The organism is Seohaeicola zhoushanensis (genome assembly GCF_014656415.1).
Classification (GTDB): domain Bacteria; phylum Pseudomonadota; class Alphaproteobacteria; order Rhodobacterales; family Rhodobacteraceae; genus Seohaeicola_A; species Seohaeicola_A zhoushanensis.
Genome location: NZ_BNCJ01000003.1, coordinates 311,136 through 325,831 on the forward strand (window position 1 = coordinate 311,136; position 14,696 = coordinate 325,831).

13 protein-coding genes are annotated in these 14,696 nt (G+C 68.8%); 6 read left to right on the plus strand and 7 right to left on the minus strand.

What is annotated here, in order from left to right; translation table 11 throughout:
• Positions 1 to 15 precede the first annotated feature (15 nt).
• From IE266_RS09135 to IE266_RS09155, 5 genes are all read left to right on the plus strand, one after another.
• Positions 16 to 921: a LysR family transcriptional regulator gene (locus tag IE266_RS09135; protein WP_189679852.1), complete on the plus strand. Its 906-nt coding sequence runs from the start codon at positions 16 to 18 to the stop codon at positions 919 to 921.
• A gap of 397 nt (positions 922 to 1,318) precedes the next feature.
• Positions 1,319 to 3,478: a phosphoribosylformylglycinamidine synthase subunit PurL gene (gene purL / locus IE266_RS09140; RefSeq protein ID WP_189679755.1), complete on the plus strand. Its 2,160-nt coding sequence runs from the start codon at positions 1,319 to 1,321 to the stop codon at positions 3,476 to 3,478.
• A gap of 4 nt (positions 3,479 to 3,482) precedes the next feature.
• A complete protein-coding gene (locus tag IE266_RS09145) occupies positions 3,483 to 4,520 on the plus strand; it encodes a hypothetical protein (protein WP_189679756.1) in 1,038 nt (345 codons plus the stop codon).
• A gap of 96 nt (positions 4,521 to 4,616) precedes the next feature.
• A complete protein-coding gene (locus tag IE266_RS09150) occupies positions 4,617 to 5,780 on the plus strand; it encodes an aromatic ring-hydroxylating oxygenase subunit alpha (RefSeq protein WP_189679757.1) in 1,164 nt (387 codons plus the stop codon).
• A complete protein-coding gene (locus tag IE266_RS09155) occupies positions 5,777 to 5,989 on the plus strand; it encodes a hypothetical protein (protein ID WP_189679758.1) in 213 nt (70 codons plus the stop codon). The genes IE266_RS09150 and IE266_RS09155 overlap by 4 nt, the downstream gene beginning before the upstream one ends.
• Positions 5,990 to 5,994: 5 nt before the next feature.
• On the opposite strand, the gene IE266_RS09160 is transcribed toward IE266_RS09155, so the two are convergent.
• The 6 genes from IE266_RS09160 to hisD form a co-directional block, all read right to left on the minus strand.
• Positions 5,995 to 6,801 carry a DUF2189 domain-containing protein gene (locus IE266_RS09160; protein WP_189679759.1) on the minus strand — a complete coding sequence of 269 codons (807 nt, stop codon included), beginning with the start codon at positions 6,799 to 6,801 and terminating at the stop codon, positions 5,995 to 5,997.
• A gap of 24 nt (positions 6,802 to 6,825) precedes the next feature.
• A complete protein-coding gene (locus IE266_RS09165) occupies positions 6,826 to 8,217 on the minus strand; it encodes an amidase (RefSeq protein WP_189679760.1) in 1,392 nt (463 codons plus the stop codon).
• Between the two features lie 109 nt (positions 8,218 to 8,326).
• Positions 8,327 to 9,286, minus strand: coding sequence for a hypothetical protein (locus IE266_RS09170; protein WP_189679761.1), 960 nt, complete (start codon positions 9,284 to 9,286; stop codon positions 8,327 to 8,329).
• A 408-nt stretch (positions 9,287 to 9,694) separates the two neighbouring features.
• The gene (locus IE266_RS09175) at positions 9,695 to 10,696 is read right to left on the minus strand and encodes a zinc-dependent alcohol dehydrogenase (protein WP_189679762.1); all 1,002 of its coding nucleotides are present in this window, start codon (positions 10,694 to 10,696) and stop codon (positions 9,695 to 9,697) included.
• A gap of 22 nt (positions 10,697 to 10,718) precedes the next feature.
• Entirely contained in the window at positions 10,719 to 11,474 is a 756-nt protein-coding gene (locus IE266_RS09180; protein WP_189679763.1) for an SDR family NAD(P)-dependent oxidoreductase, read from the minus strand.
• Positions 11,467 to 12,774 (minus strand): histidinol dehydrogenase, encoded by a 1,308-nt coding sequence (hisD, locus tag IE266_RS09185; protein WP_229863969.1) that lies wholly within the window; start codon positions 12,772 to 12,774, stop codon positions 11,467 to 11,469. Before hisD ends, IE266_RS09180 begins: the two co-directional genes overlap by 8 nt.
• Before the next feature lie 151 nt (positions 12,775 to 12,925).
• On the opposite strand from hisD, the gene IE266_RS09190 reads away from it, so the two are divergent.
• Positions 12,926 to 13,963 (plus strand): LacI family DNA-binding transcriptional regulator, encoded by a 1,038-nt coding sequence (locus tag IE266_RS09190; RefSeq protein WP_189679765.1) that lies wholly within the window; start codon positions 12,926 to 12,928, stop codon positions 13,961 to 13,963.
• Here the strand turns inward: IE266_RS09190 and IE266_RS09195 are convergent.
• Positions 13,935 to 14,696, minus strand: a complete 762-nt coding sequence (locus IE266_RS09195; protein WP_189679766.1) for an IclR family transcriptional regulator — start codon at positions 14,694 to 14,696, stop codon at positions 13,935 to 13,937. The two genes, IE266_RS09190 and IE266_RS09195, sit on opposite strands and share 29 nt — an antisense overlap.

The window sequence follows — 14,696 nt, forward strand, 5'->3', positions numbered from 1 at the left end:
ACGAAGGCCGCCGACATGGACTGGGACAAGCTGAGAATCTTTCACGCGGTATCGGACGCGGGCAGCCTGACCCATGCCGGGGACAAGCTCAACCTGTCGCAGTCGGCCGTCAGCCGCCAGATTCGCGCGCTGGAAGAGTCGCTGAACACCACCCTGTTCCACCGCCACGCGCGCGGCCTGATCCTGACCGAGCAGGGCGAGTTGCTGTTCGACGCCACCCGCTCGATCTCGAAACGGCTCGAAGCGGCGGCGGCGCGGATCCGTGACAGCGAGGAAGAGGTCTTCGGCGAACTGCGGGTGACCACCACCTTCGGCTTCGGAACGCTCTGGCTGGTGCCGCGCCTGCCCAAGCTCTACGAGAAATACCCCAACCTCAAGATCGACCTGATGCTGGAAGAGCGCGTGCTCGACCTGCCCATGCGCGAGGCCGACGTCGCCATTCGCATGAAGGAGCCGAGCCAGGCCGACCTGATCCGCAAGCGGCTGATGACGATCCAGATGCTGCTCTATGCGACCAAGTCCTATCTCAAGGAGCATGGAACCCCCACCGAGCTCGAGGATATCGCCAACCACCGGCTGATCTGCCAGAACACCACCTCGGCTCAGGTCGCGGCCGGTGCCTCGCTGGTCCAGCACCTGATGGCCTACAACCCCCACTCGACGCTGACGGTGAACAACTACTTCGGCGTCTTGCAAGGGGTGCTGAACAACCTCGGAATCGGGGTGCTTCCGGACTACCTGACCGAGGATTTCCCGGATCTCGTGCGCATCCTGCCGCAGATAGAATCGGCCGATGTGCCGGTCTTCCTCGCCTACCCCGAGGAACTGCGCCAATCGCAGCGCATCTCGGCCTTCCGCGATTTCGTGCAGGAAGAGGTTATTGCACATCGCAAGCAAATCAGGAACCAGACAAAATCCTGAGCCATGCGATACTTGCATATCCGGCTTGCTTTAAAACATACATAAACCGCCTTGATTAGAGGCAACCTGACGCCTAAATGTCCACTCGAAGGACGACGCACCGATGTGCATCTCCTTCACCTCCCTGTTGGACTTCGGCCGAGCTTAGTGCTCGGCCTTTTTTTTGGCCCCATTGAAAAGGCGGATGAAACCGCCCTTCCCGGCACCGCGCGGCGCCCGTCCAGCGGCCGATCGCGGGCCCGACAATCCCGCAAAGCGTTATCCCGCCCGCAACTGATTCCCGGAAAAGTTGTGTCGAGCCCTCGCAACGCCGTGGCCGCGTCACCATTGGCTCTTTTCCCTGCGCACCCCTTGCCCTAAAAGCGCCGCAACTGCCGCCCTGGGGGAACATCCGCACATGCAAGAACCCGCGATCACGCCCGAACTCGTCGCCGCGCACGGCCTGAAACCGGACGAATACGAGCGCATCCTCGAGATCATCGGGCGCGAGCCGACCTTTACCGAGCTCGGCATCTTCTCGGCCATGTGGAACGAGCACTGCTCGTACAAATCGTCCAAGCGCTGGCTGCGCACCCTGCCGACCAGCGGCCCGCAGGTGATCTGTGGCCCCGGCGAGAATGCCGGCGTTGTCGACATCGGCGATGGCCAGGCGATCATCTTCAAGATGGAAAGCCACAACCACCCCTCCTACATCGAGCCCTACCAGGGCGCGGCCACCGGGGTCGGCGGCATCCTGCGCGACGTCTTCACCATGGGCGCACGGCCCGTGGCCTCGATGAACGCGCTGTCTTTCGGCCTGCCCTCGCACCCCAAGACCCGCTCGCTGGTGAGCGGCGTGGTCGCCGGCGTCGGCGGCTACGGCAACTGCTTCGGCGTGCCCTGCGTCGGCGGCGAAGTGCGCTTCCACGCGGCCTATAACGGCAACTGCCTGGTCAACGCCTTCGCGGCGGGCCTCGCCGACGCCGACAAGATCTTCTACTCCGCCGCTTCCGGCGTCGGAATGCCGGTGGTCTACCTCGGCGCCAAGACGGGCCGCGACGGCGTCGGCGGGGCAACCATGGCTTCGGCTGAATTCGACGACACCATCGAGGAAAAGCGCCCCACCGTTCAGGTCGGCGACCCGTTCACCGAGAAATGCCTGATGGAGGCCTGCCTCGAACTGATGGCCACCGGCGCGGTGATCTCGATCCAGGACATGGGCGCGGCGGGTCTTACCTGCTCGGCCGTGGAAATGGGCGACAAGGGCGGCCTCGGCGTGCGCCTCGACCTGGAAAAGGTGCCGGTGCGCGAAAAGGCGATGACCGCCTACGAGATGATGCTTTCCGAAAGCCAGGAGCGCATGCTCATGGTCCTGCGTCCCGAGAAGGAGGCCGAGGCCAAGGCCGTCTTCGACAAATGGGACCTCGACTTTGCCATCGTCGGCGAGACCATTGCCGAGGACCGTTTCCTCATCATGCTGAACAACGAGGTCAAGGCCGACCTGCCGCTGTCCAAGCTCTCCTCGGAAGCTCCGGAATACGACCGCCCCTGGGTGCCGACGCCTGCGGCCAAGCCGCTGGCCGATGCGCCCGAGATCGACGCCATCGAGGGCCTCAGGGCGCTCATCGGCTCGCCCAACTACGGCGCGAAGAACTGGGTGTTCGAACAGTATGACACCATGGTCATGGCCGACTCTGCCCGCACGCCGGGCGCCGGCGCCGGGATCATCCGGGTGCATGGCACCAAGAAGGCCCTCGCCTTCACCTCGGACGTGACCCCGCGCTACGTCAAGGCGAACCCCGAGGAAGGCGGCAAGCAGGCCGTGGCCGAGGCCTATCGCAACCTGACCGCCGCCGGCGCGCTGCCGCTGGCCAGCACCGACAACCTGAACTTCGGCAACCCCGAAAAGCCCGAGATCATGGGCCAGTTCGTCGGCGCGATCAAAGGCATCGGCGCCGCCTGCGCCGCGCTCGACATGCCGATCGTCTCGGGCAACGTCTCGCTCTACAACGAGACCGACGGCAGCGCGATCTTGCCGACCCCGACCATCGGCGCCGTGGGTCTGATTGCCGACACCGCACAGATCATCCCGCAGGCCGTGCGCGAAGGCGACGTGGCGCTGCTGATCGGCGAGACCAAGGGACACCTCGGCCAGTCCGCCCTGCTCGCCGAGGCCTTCGGCCGCGAAGAAGGCGATGCTCCGGCGGTCGACCTGGCAGCCGAGAAGCGCAACGGTGAATTCGTGCGCGCCAACTACGCGCGACTCAACGCCTGCACCGATCTTGGCGACGGCGGCCTTGCGCTCGCCGCCTTCGAGATGGCCGAGGCCGCGGGCCTGGGCGTGACGCTCAGCGTCGCCACCACCGCGCAACTCTTCGGCGAGGACCAGGCCCGCTACCTGGTCGCCTGCTCCGCCGAGGCCGCCAAGGCGCTGGCCGAAGCCGCGGCGAAAGCCGGCGTGCCGGTGGCAGAGGTCGGCCGGTTCGGCGGCAAGACCGTCTCGCTGGGCGGCGCCGCTGCTCCGCTGGCCGAGCTTTCGGCGCTCTATCGCGGCAGCTTCGCCAAGGCGGTGGCCTGACGGCATGGGTCGCCGGCTGATCCTGCATGTCGGCGACTGCAAGACCGGATCGACGATCCTCCAGACCATGCTGGCGCGCGGCGACTGCGCGCCAGAGGGCCTTCGGCTCTTTACTCCCGGCAATGGCAACCACGGCGGGCTGCCGCTGTCGCTGGGCGCAAACAAGGCGACCTACCCCGCGCGCTGGAACGGCATCGCCAGGCGCCTCTCCGAGGCGGAGTGGGACGTGGCCGTGGTTTCGAGCGAATTGTTCGAATACAGCAAACCTGAGCGGGTTGCCGAAGCGGTAAACCAGCATTTTGCGCCCCTCGCAGATCAGATAAGTGTAATCGCCTATGTCCGCCCGCACGTTGGACGGCTGCTCTCGCAATGCGCCGAAAGCCTGAAACTGGGCCATGAAACCGGCACCCTGGAAAGCTTCGTCGAACGCTTCCTCGCCAGCGGTCGGCTCGACTTCGCCAATCGCCTGGCGGGCTGGCGCGCGGCCTTCGGCGATGCCTTCCACGTTCGCCCCTTCCTGCGCGACCGCCTGAAGCAGGGCGACGTGCGGCACGACTTCCTCGACTTCGCGCTCGATGGCGCGCCCTACCGGCTGACCGACAGCGGGCAGGACGACAACGCCGCCCTGCCCGTGCCGGACCTCGCCCTGATGCGGATGCTGCAGGCCCGCTTCGCCGACAAGCCGCTCGACAACCGTGTCGCCTTTGGCAAGCAGTTCGGCAGGCTGCTGCGCGAGCTGCCGCCCACCGTCCCGGCCGAGCCACTGCGCCTGCCGCGTGCGCTCTACGACGCGATCTACCCGCAGGCCCGCAGCGATGCCGAACGGCTCGACGCCGAATGGGTCGCTGCGCCCTGCTTCCTGGCCGATCTCGAAGCCGCCCGCGACAGGACCATCGACCAGCCCCAGAGCCTTCGGGCCGAGGACCACCACGGCCCCGAAACGCTCCGCCTGATGACCGCCTGGGCCGAGCTGCTGCTGCGCCAGATGGACGACGAACCCAAGGCCTTCGGCAAGCGCCTGCGCGGGGCGGATCGCGCCTGAAAATGTCGCCCGCGCATCCGCGCTGGTCGCATCCCTTTCGGACCTCGGCCCGGCGTGGCCCTTAACTGGTCGCGTGCCCGCCCAGGAGGTCTGCCCATGTCCAGCCCGATTACCAGCCTCGACGCCGTCCGCCGCCCCATCGACCAGGCCCAGGGCCTGCCGAACGGCCATTACACCGACCCCGAGACGATCCGCGAGGAAAACGCCGCCGTGCTCCTGGGCCAGTGGGCCGGGCTGGCGGTGGCAGCCGACGTGCCCGAACCCGGCGACGCGGTGCCTATGACCTTCCTGAACATCCCCCTGCTGCTGCTGCGCGACCGTGGCGGCCAGGTGCGCGTCTTCCAGAACATCTGCCGCCATCGCGGGATGATCCTCGTCGAGGAGCCGAAGAAGATCGAGGGCGCGATCCGCTGCCCCTATCACTCTTGGTGCTATTCGACCGAGGGGAGGCTGGTCTCCACCCCCCATGTTGGCGGGCCGGGGCAGAACACGCACGAGGGCATCAAGCGCTCGGAACTCGGGCTGATCGAGGTGCGCAGCCATATCTGGCGTGATGTCGTCTTCATCAACGTCAGCGGCGACGCGGCCCCCTTCGAGGAGGTCCACGCCGATGCCATCGCCCGCTGGGCCGAGTTCGACCAGCCGCTGTTCCACGGTGGCGCCGACAGCCGCTTTGTCCTGCCGGTCGCCTGCAACTGGAAGCTCGCGGTCGAGAACTACTGCGAGAGCTACCACCTGCCCTGGGTGCATCCCGGCCTGAACAGCTATTCCCGGCTGGAGGATCACTATCACATCGAGGTGCCCGGCGCCTATTCCGGCCAGGGCTCGCTGGTCTACCGCCAGATGAAGGGCGAGGACGGGGCGGCCTTTCCCGATTTCGCCGGTCTGTCGGAGAAGTGGAACACCGCGGCGGAATACATCTCGCTCTTCCCCAACGTGCTGCTTGGCGTCCACCGCGACCATGCCTTCGCCATCGTGCTGGTGCCCGAGGCGGCGGACCGGACCAGCGAGCACGTGCATTTCTACTATGCCACGCCCGACACCGACCCCGCCCTGCGCGCCCGCAATACAACGCTCTGGAAGATGGTCTTCGAGGAGGACATCTTCGTCGTCGAGGGAATGCAGCGCGGCCGCAATTCGCCCGGTTTCGACGGCGGACGCTTCTCGCCGGTGATGGACGGGCCGACGCACCTTTTCCACGACTGGGTTGCCGGCAAGATCCAGGACTACCGGCGCCGCGCCGCGCAGGCGGCGGAATGAGCGACCTGAACGACCGGTTGCTGGCCGCGCATGAGGCCGGCGACCGGGCGGCGCTGGTGGCGCTCTATACCGAGGCGGCCGAGGCCAGCGCCGACCCCGACGCCGCCGGCTTCTTCCTGACCCACGCCTATGTCTGGGCGCTCGAACTCGGCCATCCCGCCGTTGCAACCCTGCGTGCGCGACTGCGAGCGCAGGGGCGGGAAGAGTAGCTCTGTCAGGCGCTTGCGGGGCGTCCTTCAGGTTCGGCAGCGGTCTCTTCCTGCGCCAGCAGCGCATAGAGATGCCAGGTCGCATGGCCGAGCATCGGCAGCGCGATCAGCAGGCCGAGGAACCAGGGCAGCAGCGCCACGAAGGTCACCACCGCGATGAACAGCGCCCAGCCCAGCATCGCCACCGGATGCGCCAGCACATAGCCGAAGCTCGTGATCATCGCGGTGACGAAATCCACCTCGCGGTCGAGCAGCATCGGCAGCGCCAGCACGCAGATCATGTACAAGAGCAATGCGAAGGCCGCCCCCACGGCGCTGCCCACCGCCAGCATGGTCAGGCCATTCAACGTGAGAAACACCGCGTAACTGCTTGAGATATTGGTCATCGTCGAGAGCCCGAGGAAGAGCGCGAAGATCATGTGGCCAAGGAAGAACCAGAACAGGAAGACCACGATGATGATGGCGCAGATCGACGGCAGTTGCCGCGTGCGCTGGTGCAGGATCACCCCCAGAACGCCCGCCCAGTCCAGCGGCTCGCCCGCGTCGAGCCGACGCGAGACCTCGTAGAGCCCGACCGCTGCAAAGGGCCCGATCAGCGGAAAGCCGATGGCCGCCAGCACCAGCCAGAAGGTCGTGTGGGTCTGCATGGTGATCCAGGCCATCGCCCAGCCCGCCAGCACGTAGAAGGCGGCGAAGGCCAGCCCGTAGGCCGGAGCGCGGCGCAGGTCGGCCCAGCCCCGCGCCAGCGCCAGCCGCAACGTTGCCATCGTCACCGGGCGCAGGTCCGGCGCCCCGAATTCCCTTTGTTGCATCCGCCCCTCCCCTGGCGAAGTTGACTACATGGCCGGTCGTCTCTGCGGCCATTCGGTCGCCGCGTGATAGGCCGCCCCCAGCGCCAGCAGCGCCGCGTCGCTGCGGCGCGGGCCAAAGATCTGGATCCCCGCCGGCAGCCCGTTCGCGCCGAAACCCGCCGGGGCGGCCAGGCACGGCAGGCCAATCAGGCTCACCGGGATCACCACCTGCATCCAGCGGTGGTAGGTATCCATCGCCTGCCCCGCGATCTCGGCGGGCCAGGCCAGGTCGGCGTCGAAGGGCCAGACCTGCGCCGTCGGCAGCACCAGCGCGTCGTAGCGCTCGAACAGCCGGGCCGCCGCGCGGAACCACTCCGAGCGCACGACCGAGGCGCGGTGCACCTCCATCGCGCTCATCGCCAGGCCCCGGTCCAGCTCCCAGATCGCACTTTCCTTGAGGCTGGCGCGCGGCTGCACCGAGATGCTGGCCGCCACCTGCCACGACCGCAGGGTGATCCAGCTCTCCCACATCGCCTCGGCATCGAAGGGCGGCGCCACCGGCTCGACGATGCAGCCGAGGCTCTCGAAGACCTTCAGCGCCTCTTCCGAGATGTCGAGAATGCCTTCCTCCATCGGAAAGGCCCCGCCCCAGTCGCCCAGCCAGCCGATGCGCAGGCCCCTGGTCTCGGCGGGGCGCAGCGGCGCCGCGCCCGGCGCGGCATAGGGATGCGGCAGGCGCGGATCCGGCCCCGAGATCACGTCGAGCAGGATCGCGATGTCCTCGGGGCTGCGCGCCATCGGCCCCAGCGTGGACAGCTGGTGCAGGAAACTGTCACCGACGGGCTCGCCCGGCACCCGGCCCCAACTCGGGCGGAAACCATAGACGTTGTTCCACCCCGCCGGGTTGCGCAGCGAACCCATCATGTCCGACCCGTCCGCCAGCGCGGTCATGCCCGCCGCCAGCACCACCGCCGCCCCGCCCGAAGAGCCGCCGCAGCTGCGCGTCGGGTCATAGGGGTTGCGGGTCGCGCCGTAGACCGGGTTGAAGGTATGCGAGCCCAGACCGAACTCGGGCGAGTTGGTCTTGCCGATCAGGATCGCCCCGGCGGCGCGCATCCGGGCGGCGATCAGGTCGTCCTTCTTCGGCACGAAGCCCGCCAGCGCGGGCGAGCCCTGGCAGGACACGATCCCCTGCACGTTCACCAGGTCCTTGACTGCGATGGGCAGGCCATGCAGCGGGCCTGCCTTCGGCCCCGCATCCTTGGCGCGCGCCTCGGCCATCAGCGCGTCGGGGTCGCGCAGCGCGACAACCGCGTTCACCGTGTCGTTGGTGGCGTCGATCCGGTCGAGCGTCGCCTGCATCAGTTCAGCGGCGCTCAGGCTGCCGCTGGCGAGATCGCGCAGCAGGTCGGCGGCAGGGCGGCGGGTCAGGTTCATGGGCCGGGTTCCTTCAACTTTCCCGGCAGCCTAGAGCCTTGGCGCGGCGCTGAAAAGCGCCACCGTGATATATGTTTGACGGCTGCCGGGCCGGCGCCCCCAGCCCGCGCTAAACCACCTCGGCCATCTCCAGGCGGTCACCGATCCCGGCGGGCGCGCGCACCTCTGACCCGATGCTGAAGAACAGCGCGATGGCCAGCAGCACCCCCGAGAGCAGCCCCGCCAGCAGGCAGGCCAGCGCGACCACCCAGACCAGCTTGCGCCGCTTCGGCTCGGCCGGCGGGATCGAGGCGAAACGCGCGCCATAGACCCGGCGGGGATCGTCCCCGTCAGGTGGCGCAACCAGCAACCGGTTCAACGCGGCAACGGCGGCGGAATCCTCGGGTGCGGGCCCGTATTCCGGCTCCTGCGACAACTCGCGGGCGACCTCTGGCCGCGGCACGCTGGGCGGCCTGGCGGTCCGGCGGCGGGTATCGGGCAGCTTGGGCGAAGTCGTCTCGACATGGCGGCGGCCCTGCGGCGGCAGGGCCTCGACCGGAACCGCCTCCGGCACGGGTTGCCCTTCACCCCCCTGCGCCCCCCGGCCCGCCTTCTCGGCAGGGCGCACCCGGCGCTTGGCACGTTCGCCGGTCTCCCCCGGCAGTCGCTTGGCCTGCCCTGCGGGCCGGACCGCGTCCAGCGGATCGGCGGGCGCACGCGCCTCTTGCGCCGGCGCGGTCTCTCCCGGTCTTTGCCGGTCGCCCGGAGCTGCACCGGCCGCCGCGCCCCGCCCCTTGGCGGGCGCGTCGGAAGGGTCGCGCGCACCGGCATCCCCTCGCATCCGCGCAAGGATCGCCGCCTGCCGTTCGGGGGGGATATCCGGGTATTCCGCCAAGGGTTGGTCAGGTTGGATCGGTGCCGGCCGGTCCGTGCTTTCCTCCCAGGGTTTCAGCTTGGGGACCAGCCGCGTCGGGCCGTTCTCGGCCTCGACCTGCGCCCGCCGCGCGCGCGCAAGCTCCAGCCGCTTGTCCCAACTCAGCCCCTTGTCGAGATAGTCTTCGCCTTCGGGACCGGGATCGGAATTCGCCATCGGCGCGCCCCTTCTGCCACTCGAAACCATCATCTCAACCCGGAATACCACTCAAGAGTATAAGGCAGAACGCCTCAAAGTCAGCAGCGGAGTCAACAACCATTGCCCCGGAACCCCCGTCCGCGCCCTTTTGCGCCGGCCTCCGCACAGCTCCAAGCGGTCCACCGCCGGACCAAGGACCGGCCAGGTTGTGCAAAACCGGACAGATCGAAACCGCGCCCTGGCCAAGCCCTCGCAGGCTGTCCAAGCCCGGACAGATTGCCCAGCCGCTTGTCCAGTTGTGGACAGGGTCCGCGCGCCGCTTGGGCCGCTGCAGCGGGAGTTGTCCACCGTTGGACAGGTTCGCACCCATCCTGTCCAGCCGTGGACAGGATAGGTGCCGATCGGCCCGCCCCAATGCAACCAGGATCAGCCCGCGTCGGGCACCAGGAGGATCTTGGGCGCGGCGGTGGCCCCGGCGCGGATGTCGCGGAAGGCGCGCGCGCCCTCGGCCAGTGGGCGCTCCTCGGTCCAGTCCAGCGCGCCGAGACGGCCGTCGAAGATCGCGGCGGCGGTGTCGCGGAAATCCTGCGCGGTATAGGTATAGGTGCCGATGAAGGTGATCTCCTGCAGCGTCATGCGCCGCACGTCCAGCCCGCCGGTATCCGCCCCGAGGCCGATGTGCATGATGACCCCGCCGGGCCGCACCAGCGCAGAGGCGGCGGCGCGGGTGGCCTCGTAGCCGACGCCGTCGATCACCAGGTCGAAGGGCCCCTCGGCGCGCTCCAGCGCCCGCACCCCGCAGGTCTCGACCAGATAGGCCCGGCGCAGCGGGTTGGGTTCGACCAGGCTCACGTCGGCCACCCCCTGCGCGCCAAGGCTCAGCGCCGCGCCAAGGCCGATGGCCCCGCCGCCCAGCACCAGCGCGCGCAGATCGCCGCCCGGCCCGCTGCCGATGCGGTCGCCCAGCGCGCCCAGCCCCAGCCGTACCGCGTGCCAGCCGCAGGCCACCGGCTCGGCCAGCGCGGCGCGGGCGGCGGTCACGCCCTCGGGCAGCGTCACCAGGTTCGCCGGCGGCATCGCCACCAGTCCGGCAAAGGCCCCTTCGCGCGGCGGCATCGAGATGATCTGCCGCGTCGGGCAGAGGTTGTCGCGCCCCGCCCGGCAGGCCGGGCATTGCCCGCAGGTCACCAGCGGGTTGATCGTTACCTTCTCGCCATCGCGCGTCCCGCCGACAATCACCCCCGCCGCCTCGTGCCCCAGGATCAGCGGCGCCGGGCGGCGGTTGTCATGGCCGAGATAGGCATGCATGTCCGAGCCGCAGATGCCGACCCGCTCGACCCGGATCAACTCTTCCCCCGCGCGCGGGCTCGGGTCCGCCACGTCGCGGTAGTCAAGCGTTTCCGGACCGGTGTAGACAAGCGCCTTCATCGCCCAACTCCTCCGCACAGGGTCATTTCGCGGTGAACCCGCCGTCGACCATCAGCACCTGCCCGGTGACATAGGCCGAGGCCTCGGAACAGAGGAACAGCAGCGGCCCGTCCAGGTCTTCGGGCCTGCCGTTGCGGCCCAGGCAGGTCTGCGCGGCATTGCGCGCGGCGAGGTCCGGGTCGGCAAAGACCGGCGCGGTCAGCTCGGTCGGGAAGAAACCGGGGCCGATGGCGTTGCAGGTGATCCCCTGCGGCGACCAGGCCTGCGCCATGGCCCGCGCCAGCTGGGCGATCCCGCCCTTCGAGGCGCCATAGGCGATGCCACCGGGAAAGGCGCGGAAACTCTGCAACGAGGCGAAGAGCACGATCCGGCCCCAGCCCCTGGCCTGCATCGCCGGGGCGAAGTGCTGGCTGAGGAAGAAGGGCGCCGAGAGGTTCAGCGCCAGCGTCGCGTCCCAGCCCTCGGGCGTCACCGCATCCGCCGCCTGGCGGGTGTTGATGCCGGCGGCATGGATCAGGATATCCGGCGCGCCAAAGGGCGCCTCGATCCGCGCCGCCAGCTCGCCCAGCGCCGAACGGTCGGCCACGTCCCCGGCCACGGCGGCGGTCTCGCCCCCGGCCTCGGCGCGCCAGTCCTCCAGCGCCTCGGCCCGGCGGGCCAGGCCCACCACCTTCGCGCCATTCCGCGCAAGCACCGTCGCCGCGCGCCGCCCCAGCCCCGAAGAGGCCCCGGTGACGCAGGCGACGCGGCCCGCAACGCTGAACAGGGCCTCAGCCATCGGCGGAGAGATCGAAATTCTCGCCCGGGAAATACTTGGCGAGGCGGATGTCGGCGGTGCGGGCATGGGCCTCCATCCCCTCCAGCCGCGAGATCCGCGCGGTGGCTTCCGCCACCGGCTTCGATCCCTCGCGGGTCGCGCGCTGCCAGGTCACGATCTTCATGTATTTGTGCACCGACAAGCCGCCGGTATAAGACGCGGCTCCGCTCGTCGGCAGCACGTGGTTCGTCCCGCTGGCCTTGTCGCCGAAGGCCACGGTGGTCTCTTCCCCCAGGAAGAGCGAGCCGTAGCAGGTCAGCCGCGCCAGCCACCAGTCGAGATCGGCGGCCTGCACCGTCAGGTGTTCTGGCGCATAGTCGTCCGAGGTCGCCGCCATCTCTTCCCGGTCGGCGCAGAGGATCACCTCGGCATAGTCGCGCCAGGCGGCGGCGGCATTGTCGCGGTTCACCTCGGGCAGGTCGGCGATCAGCTGCGGCACCCGCGCCAGCACCGTCTCGGCCAGCGCACGGTTGTCAGTCACCAGCCAGACCGGCGAGTTGTAGCCATGCTCGGCCTGCCCCACCAGGTCGGTGGCGACGATCTCGGCATCGGCGCCGCCGTCTGCCAGGATCAGGCTGTCGGTCGGCCCGGCGATCATGTCGATACCGACGCGCCCGAAGAGGATGCGCTTGGCCTCGGCCACGAACTGGTTGCCGGGGCCGACGAGGATATTGACCTTGGGCAGGCCGAAGAGGCCAAAGGTCATCGCCGCCACCCCCTGCACGCCGCCCATCGCCATGATGGTATCGGCACCACAGATATGCGCGGCATAGACGATGGCCGGGTTGATCCCGACACCGGGGCGCGGTGGCGAACAGGCGGTGATATGCTTGCAGCCGGCGACCTTGGCGGTGGTCACGGTCATGATCGCGCTGGCGACATGGGAATAGCGCCCGCCCGGCACATAGCAGCCCGCCGCGCTCACCGGGATCGATTTCTGCCCGGCGATCAGCCCCGGCACCACCTCGATCTCGATATCCTTCAGCGTCGCCTTCTGCGCCTCGGCAAAGCGTTTCACGTTGCCATGGGCAAAGCGGATATCGGCCCTCAGCTTCTCGGGCACCTGCGCGATGGCCGCCTCGATCTCGGCCTGGCTCAGGATCACCGAGCCCTCGTAACCATCGAATTTCGCGGCATAGTCCAGCGCGACCCGGTCGCCGCCCGCCTCGATCTCGTCAAGGATGCGGGTCACGGTCTGGTGCACGTCCGAGGCGTCGCTCTTCGACGTCTTCGACGCCTTCTTCAGGTATTCACGTGCCACGCCGGATCTCCTGTCGTGTTCGAGGCGCTTTGCCGCCTTTGGTCTCATTGCCCCGTGACGGGGTCTCCCTTGCGTCAAGATGTATGCGCTTGCATCACTTGGATCAAGCACTTAGAAACGTCACATTGGGCGATTGAACAAGGATTGTGCAATGCGCCGCCTGATCGGCAACCCGACGCTCAGCGATGTGGCCGAAGTGGCCGGCGTCTCGACGGCCACCGTCTCGCGCTGCCTGAACGCGCCCGAGCGGGTGCAGGAGGAGACCCGCAAGCGCGTCATGGAGGCGGTGCAGGCGCTGGGATATTCCCCCAATTTCGGCGCGCGGGTGCTGGCCGAGGGGCGCACCCATACGGTGGGCGCGATCATCCCGACGATGGACAACGCGATCTTCTCGCGCGGGTTGCAGGCCTTCCAGGAAGAGCTGCGCGAAAGCGGGCTGATGCTGCTGATTGCTTCCTCCTCCTACCGCCCCGAGATCGAAGAGGAACAGATCCGCGCGCTGGTGAAACGCGGGGCCGAGGGGCTGCTGCTGATCGGCTTTCAGCGCAGCGACGACGTGCGCGCCTTCCTGGCGGCGCAGCAGATCCCGGCGCTGGTGGCCTGGGCCTGGCAGCCGGATGCAGCCCAGCCCTGCGTCGGCTTCGACAACCATGCGGCGATGGCGGCCATGGCGCGCGAGGTGATCGCGCGCGGCCACCGGCAGCTGGCGCTGATCTCGGCCGACCCGGCGGTGAACGACCGGGCGCTGGTGCGCATCGAGGGGCTGCGCGCCGCCATGGCGGCCGCCGGGCTCGACCCCGCCACGCTTGTCATCGAGACGACCGACGCAACGCTGGAATCCGGCGGGCTGGCCTTTCGCCGCCTCTGGGAACGGCCGAACCGCCCCACCGCGGTGCTCTGCGGCACCGACGTGCTGGCCGCCGGCGCGCTCACGGCAGCGCGGGACCTGGGCGTAGCGGTGCCGGACGCGGTGTCGATCACCGGATTTGCCGACCTCGACATTGCCCGCATCACCGCACCGCCTTTGACGACAATGCACCTGCCCCACCGCCGGATGGGGCGCGAGGCGGCGCGGATGCTGGTGCGGATGATCGCCGGCGAGAGGGTGGAAAGCCGGGAACTGGACTGCTCGCTGGTGCTGCGCGGCACGCTGGCGGCGCCTAGGGATCGGGAAACAGGACAGCGGTAAGCTCGGCAGCGGCAGAGGCCACCACGGGGGCCAGCTCAACCGCCCGCTCGATGCTCACCCGCTGGGTAGGAGCATGGAAGGCGACCGAGGCGAAATAACGGCCCGCGGGGTCGGTGACGGGCACGGCGGTGGCGACCATCCCGGCGTGGAACTCCTCGTTGTCGAGCGCATAGCCCTGCCGGGCGATCTGCTGCAACTCGGCCAGCAGCGCGTCGGGGTCGGTGATCGTGTTGTGGCTGAGTTTCGGCAAGGCCATCGCCTGCACCAGCCGGCGGCGCTGCGCCTTGGGCAGCGTGGCCAGATAGGTCTTGCCCGAGGCGGTGCAGTGGAACGGCACATGGCTGCCCACCGGCAGCTGGATGCGGAACGGCCAGTCGGTCTCGACCCGGTCGTGATAGGCCATCCCGCGGTCTTCCGGCACCACGAAGTTGATCGTCTCGCCGATCCGCTCGGCCAGCCGCAGCAGCACCTGGTGGCGCGCCACATGCACCCCCGAGGCATGCAGCAACCCCGCCGCCATCATCCGCGCCCGGCGCCCCGGCCGCAGCCCGGTGCCCGCCTCGTCGCGCTTCAGGAACCCCTCCTCGATCAGCGAGGCGACCAGCCGGTGCGCGGTCTGCTTGGGCAGCCCCAGACGCCGCCCCAGAGCCGAGGGCGAGATCGGCTCGGCCTGTTCGCCCAGCGTTTCCAGCATCAGCAGCAGGCGCAGGTTGGTCGGGATACGGTCGTTCAT

Bases quoted from the DNA above. Each gene is read 5' to 3' on its own strand.
- IE266_RS09135 (WP_189679852.1), top strand. From the start codon at position 16: ATGGACTGGGACAAGCTGAGAATCTTTCACGCGGTATCGGACGCGGGC.
- purL (WP_189679755.1), top strand. From the start codon at position 1,319: ATGCAAGAACCCGCGATCACGCCCGAACTCGTCGCCGCGCACGGCCTG.
- IE266_RS09145 (WP_189679756.1), top strand. From the start codon at position 3,483: ATGGGTCGCCGGCTGATCCTGCATGTCGGCGACTGCAAGACCGGATCG.
- IE266_RS09150 (WP_189679757.1), top strand. From the start codon at position 4,617: ATGTCCAGCCCGATTACCAGCCTCGACGCCGTCCGCCGCCCCATCGAC.
- IE266_RS09155 (WP_189679758.1), top strand. From the start codon at position 5,777: ATGAGCGACCTGAACGACCGGTTGCTGGCCGCGCATGAGGCCGGCGAC.
- IE266_RS09160 (WP_189679759.1), bottom strand. From the start codon at position 6,801: ATGCAACAAAGGGAATTCGGGGCGCCGGACCTGCGCCCGGTGACGATG.
- IE266_RS09165 (WP_189679760.1), bottom strand. From the start codon at position 8,217: ATGAACCTGACCCGCCGCCCTGCCGCCGACCTGCTGCGCGATCTCGCC.
- IE266_RS09170 (WP_189679761.1), bottom strand. From the start codon at position 9,286: ATGGCGAATTCCGATCCCGGTCCCGAAGGCGAAGACTATCTCGACAAG.
- IE266_RS09175 (WP_189679762.1), bottom strand. From the start codon at position 10,696: ATGAAGGCGCTTGTCTACACCGGTCCGGAAACGCTTGACTACCGCGAC.
- IE266_RS09180 (WP_189679763.1), bottom strand. From the start codon at position 11,474: ATGGCTGAGGCCCTGTTCAGCGTTGCGGGCCGCGTCGCCTGCGTCACC.
- IE266_RS09190 (WP_189679765.1), top strand. From the start codon at position 12,926: ATGCGCCGCCTGATCGGCAACCCGACGCTCAGCGATGTGGCCGAAGTG.
- IE266_RS09195 (WP_189679766.1), bottom strand. From the start codon at position 14,696: ATGAACGACCGTATCCCGACCAACCTGCGCCTGCTGCTGATGCTGGAA.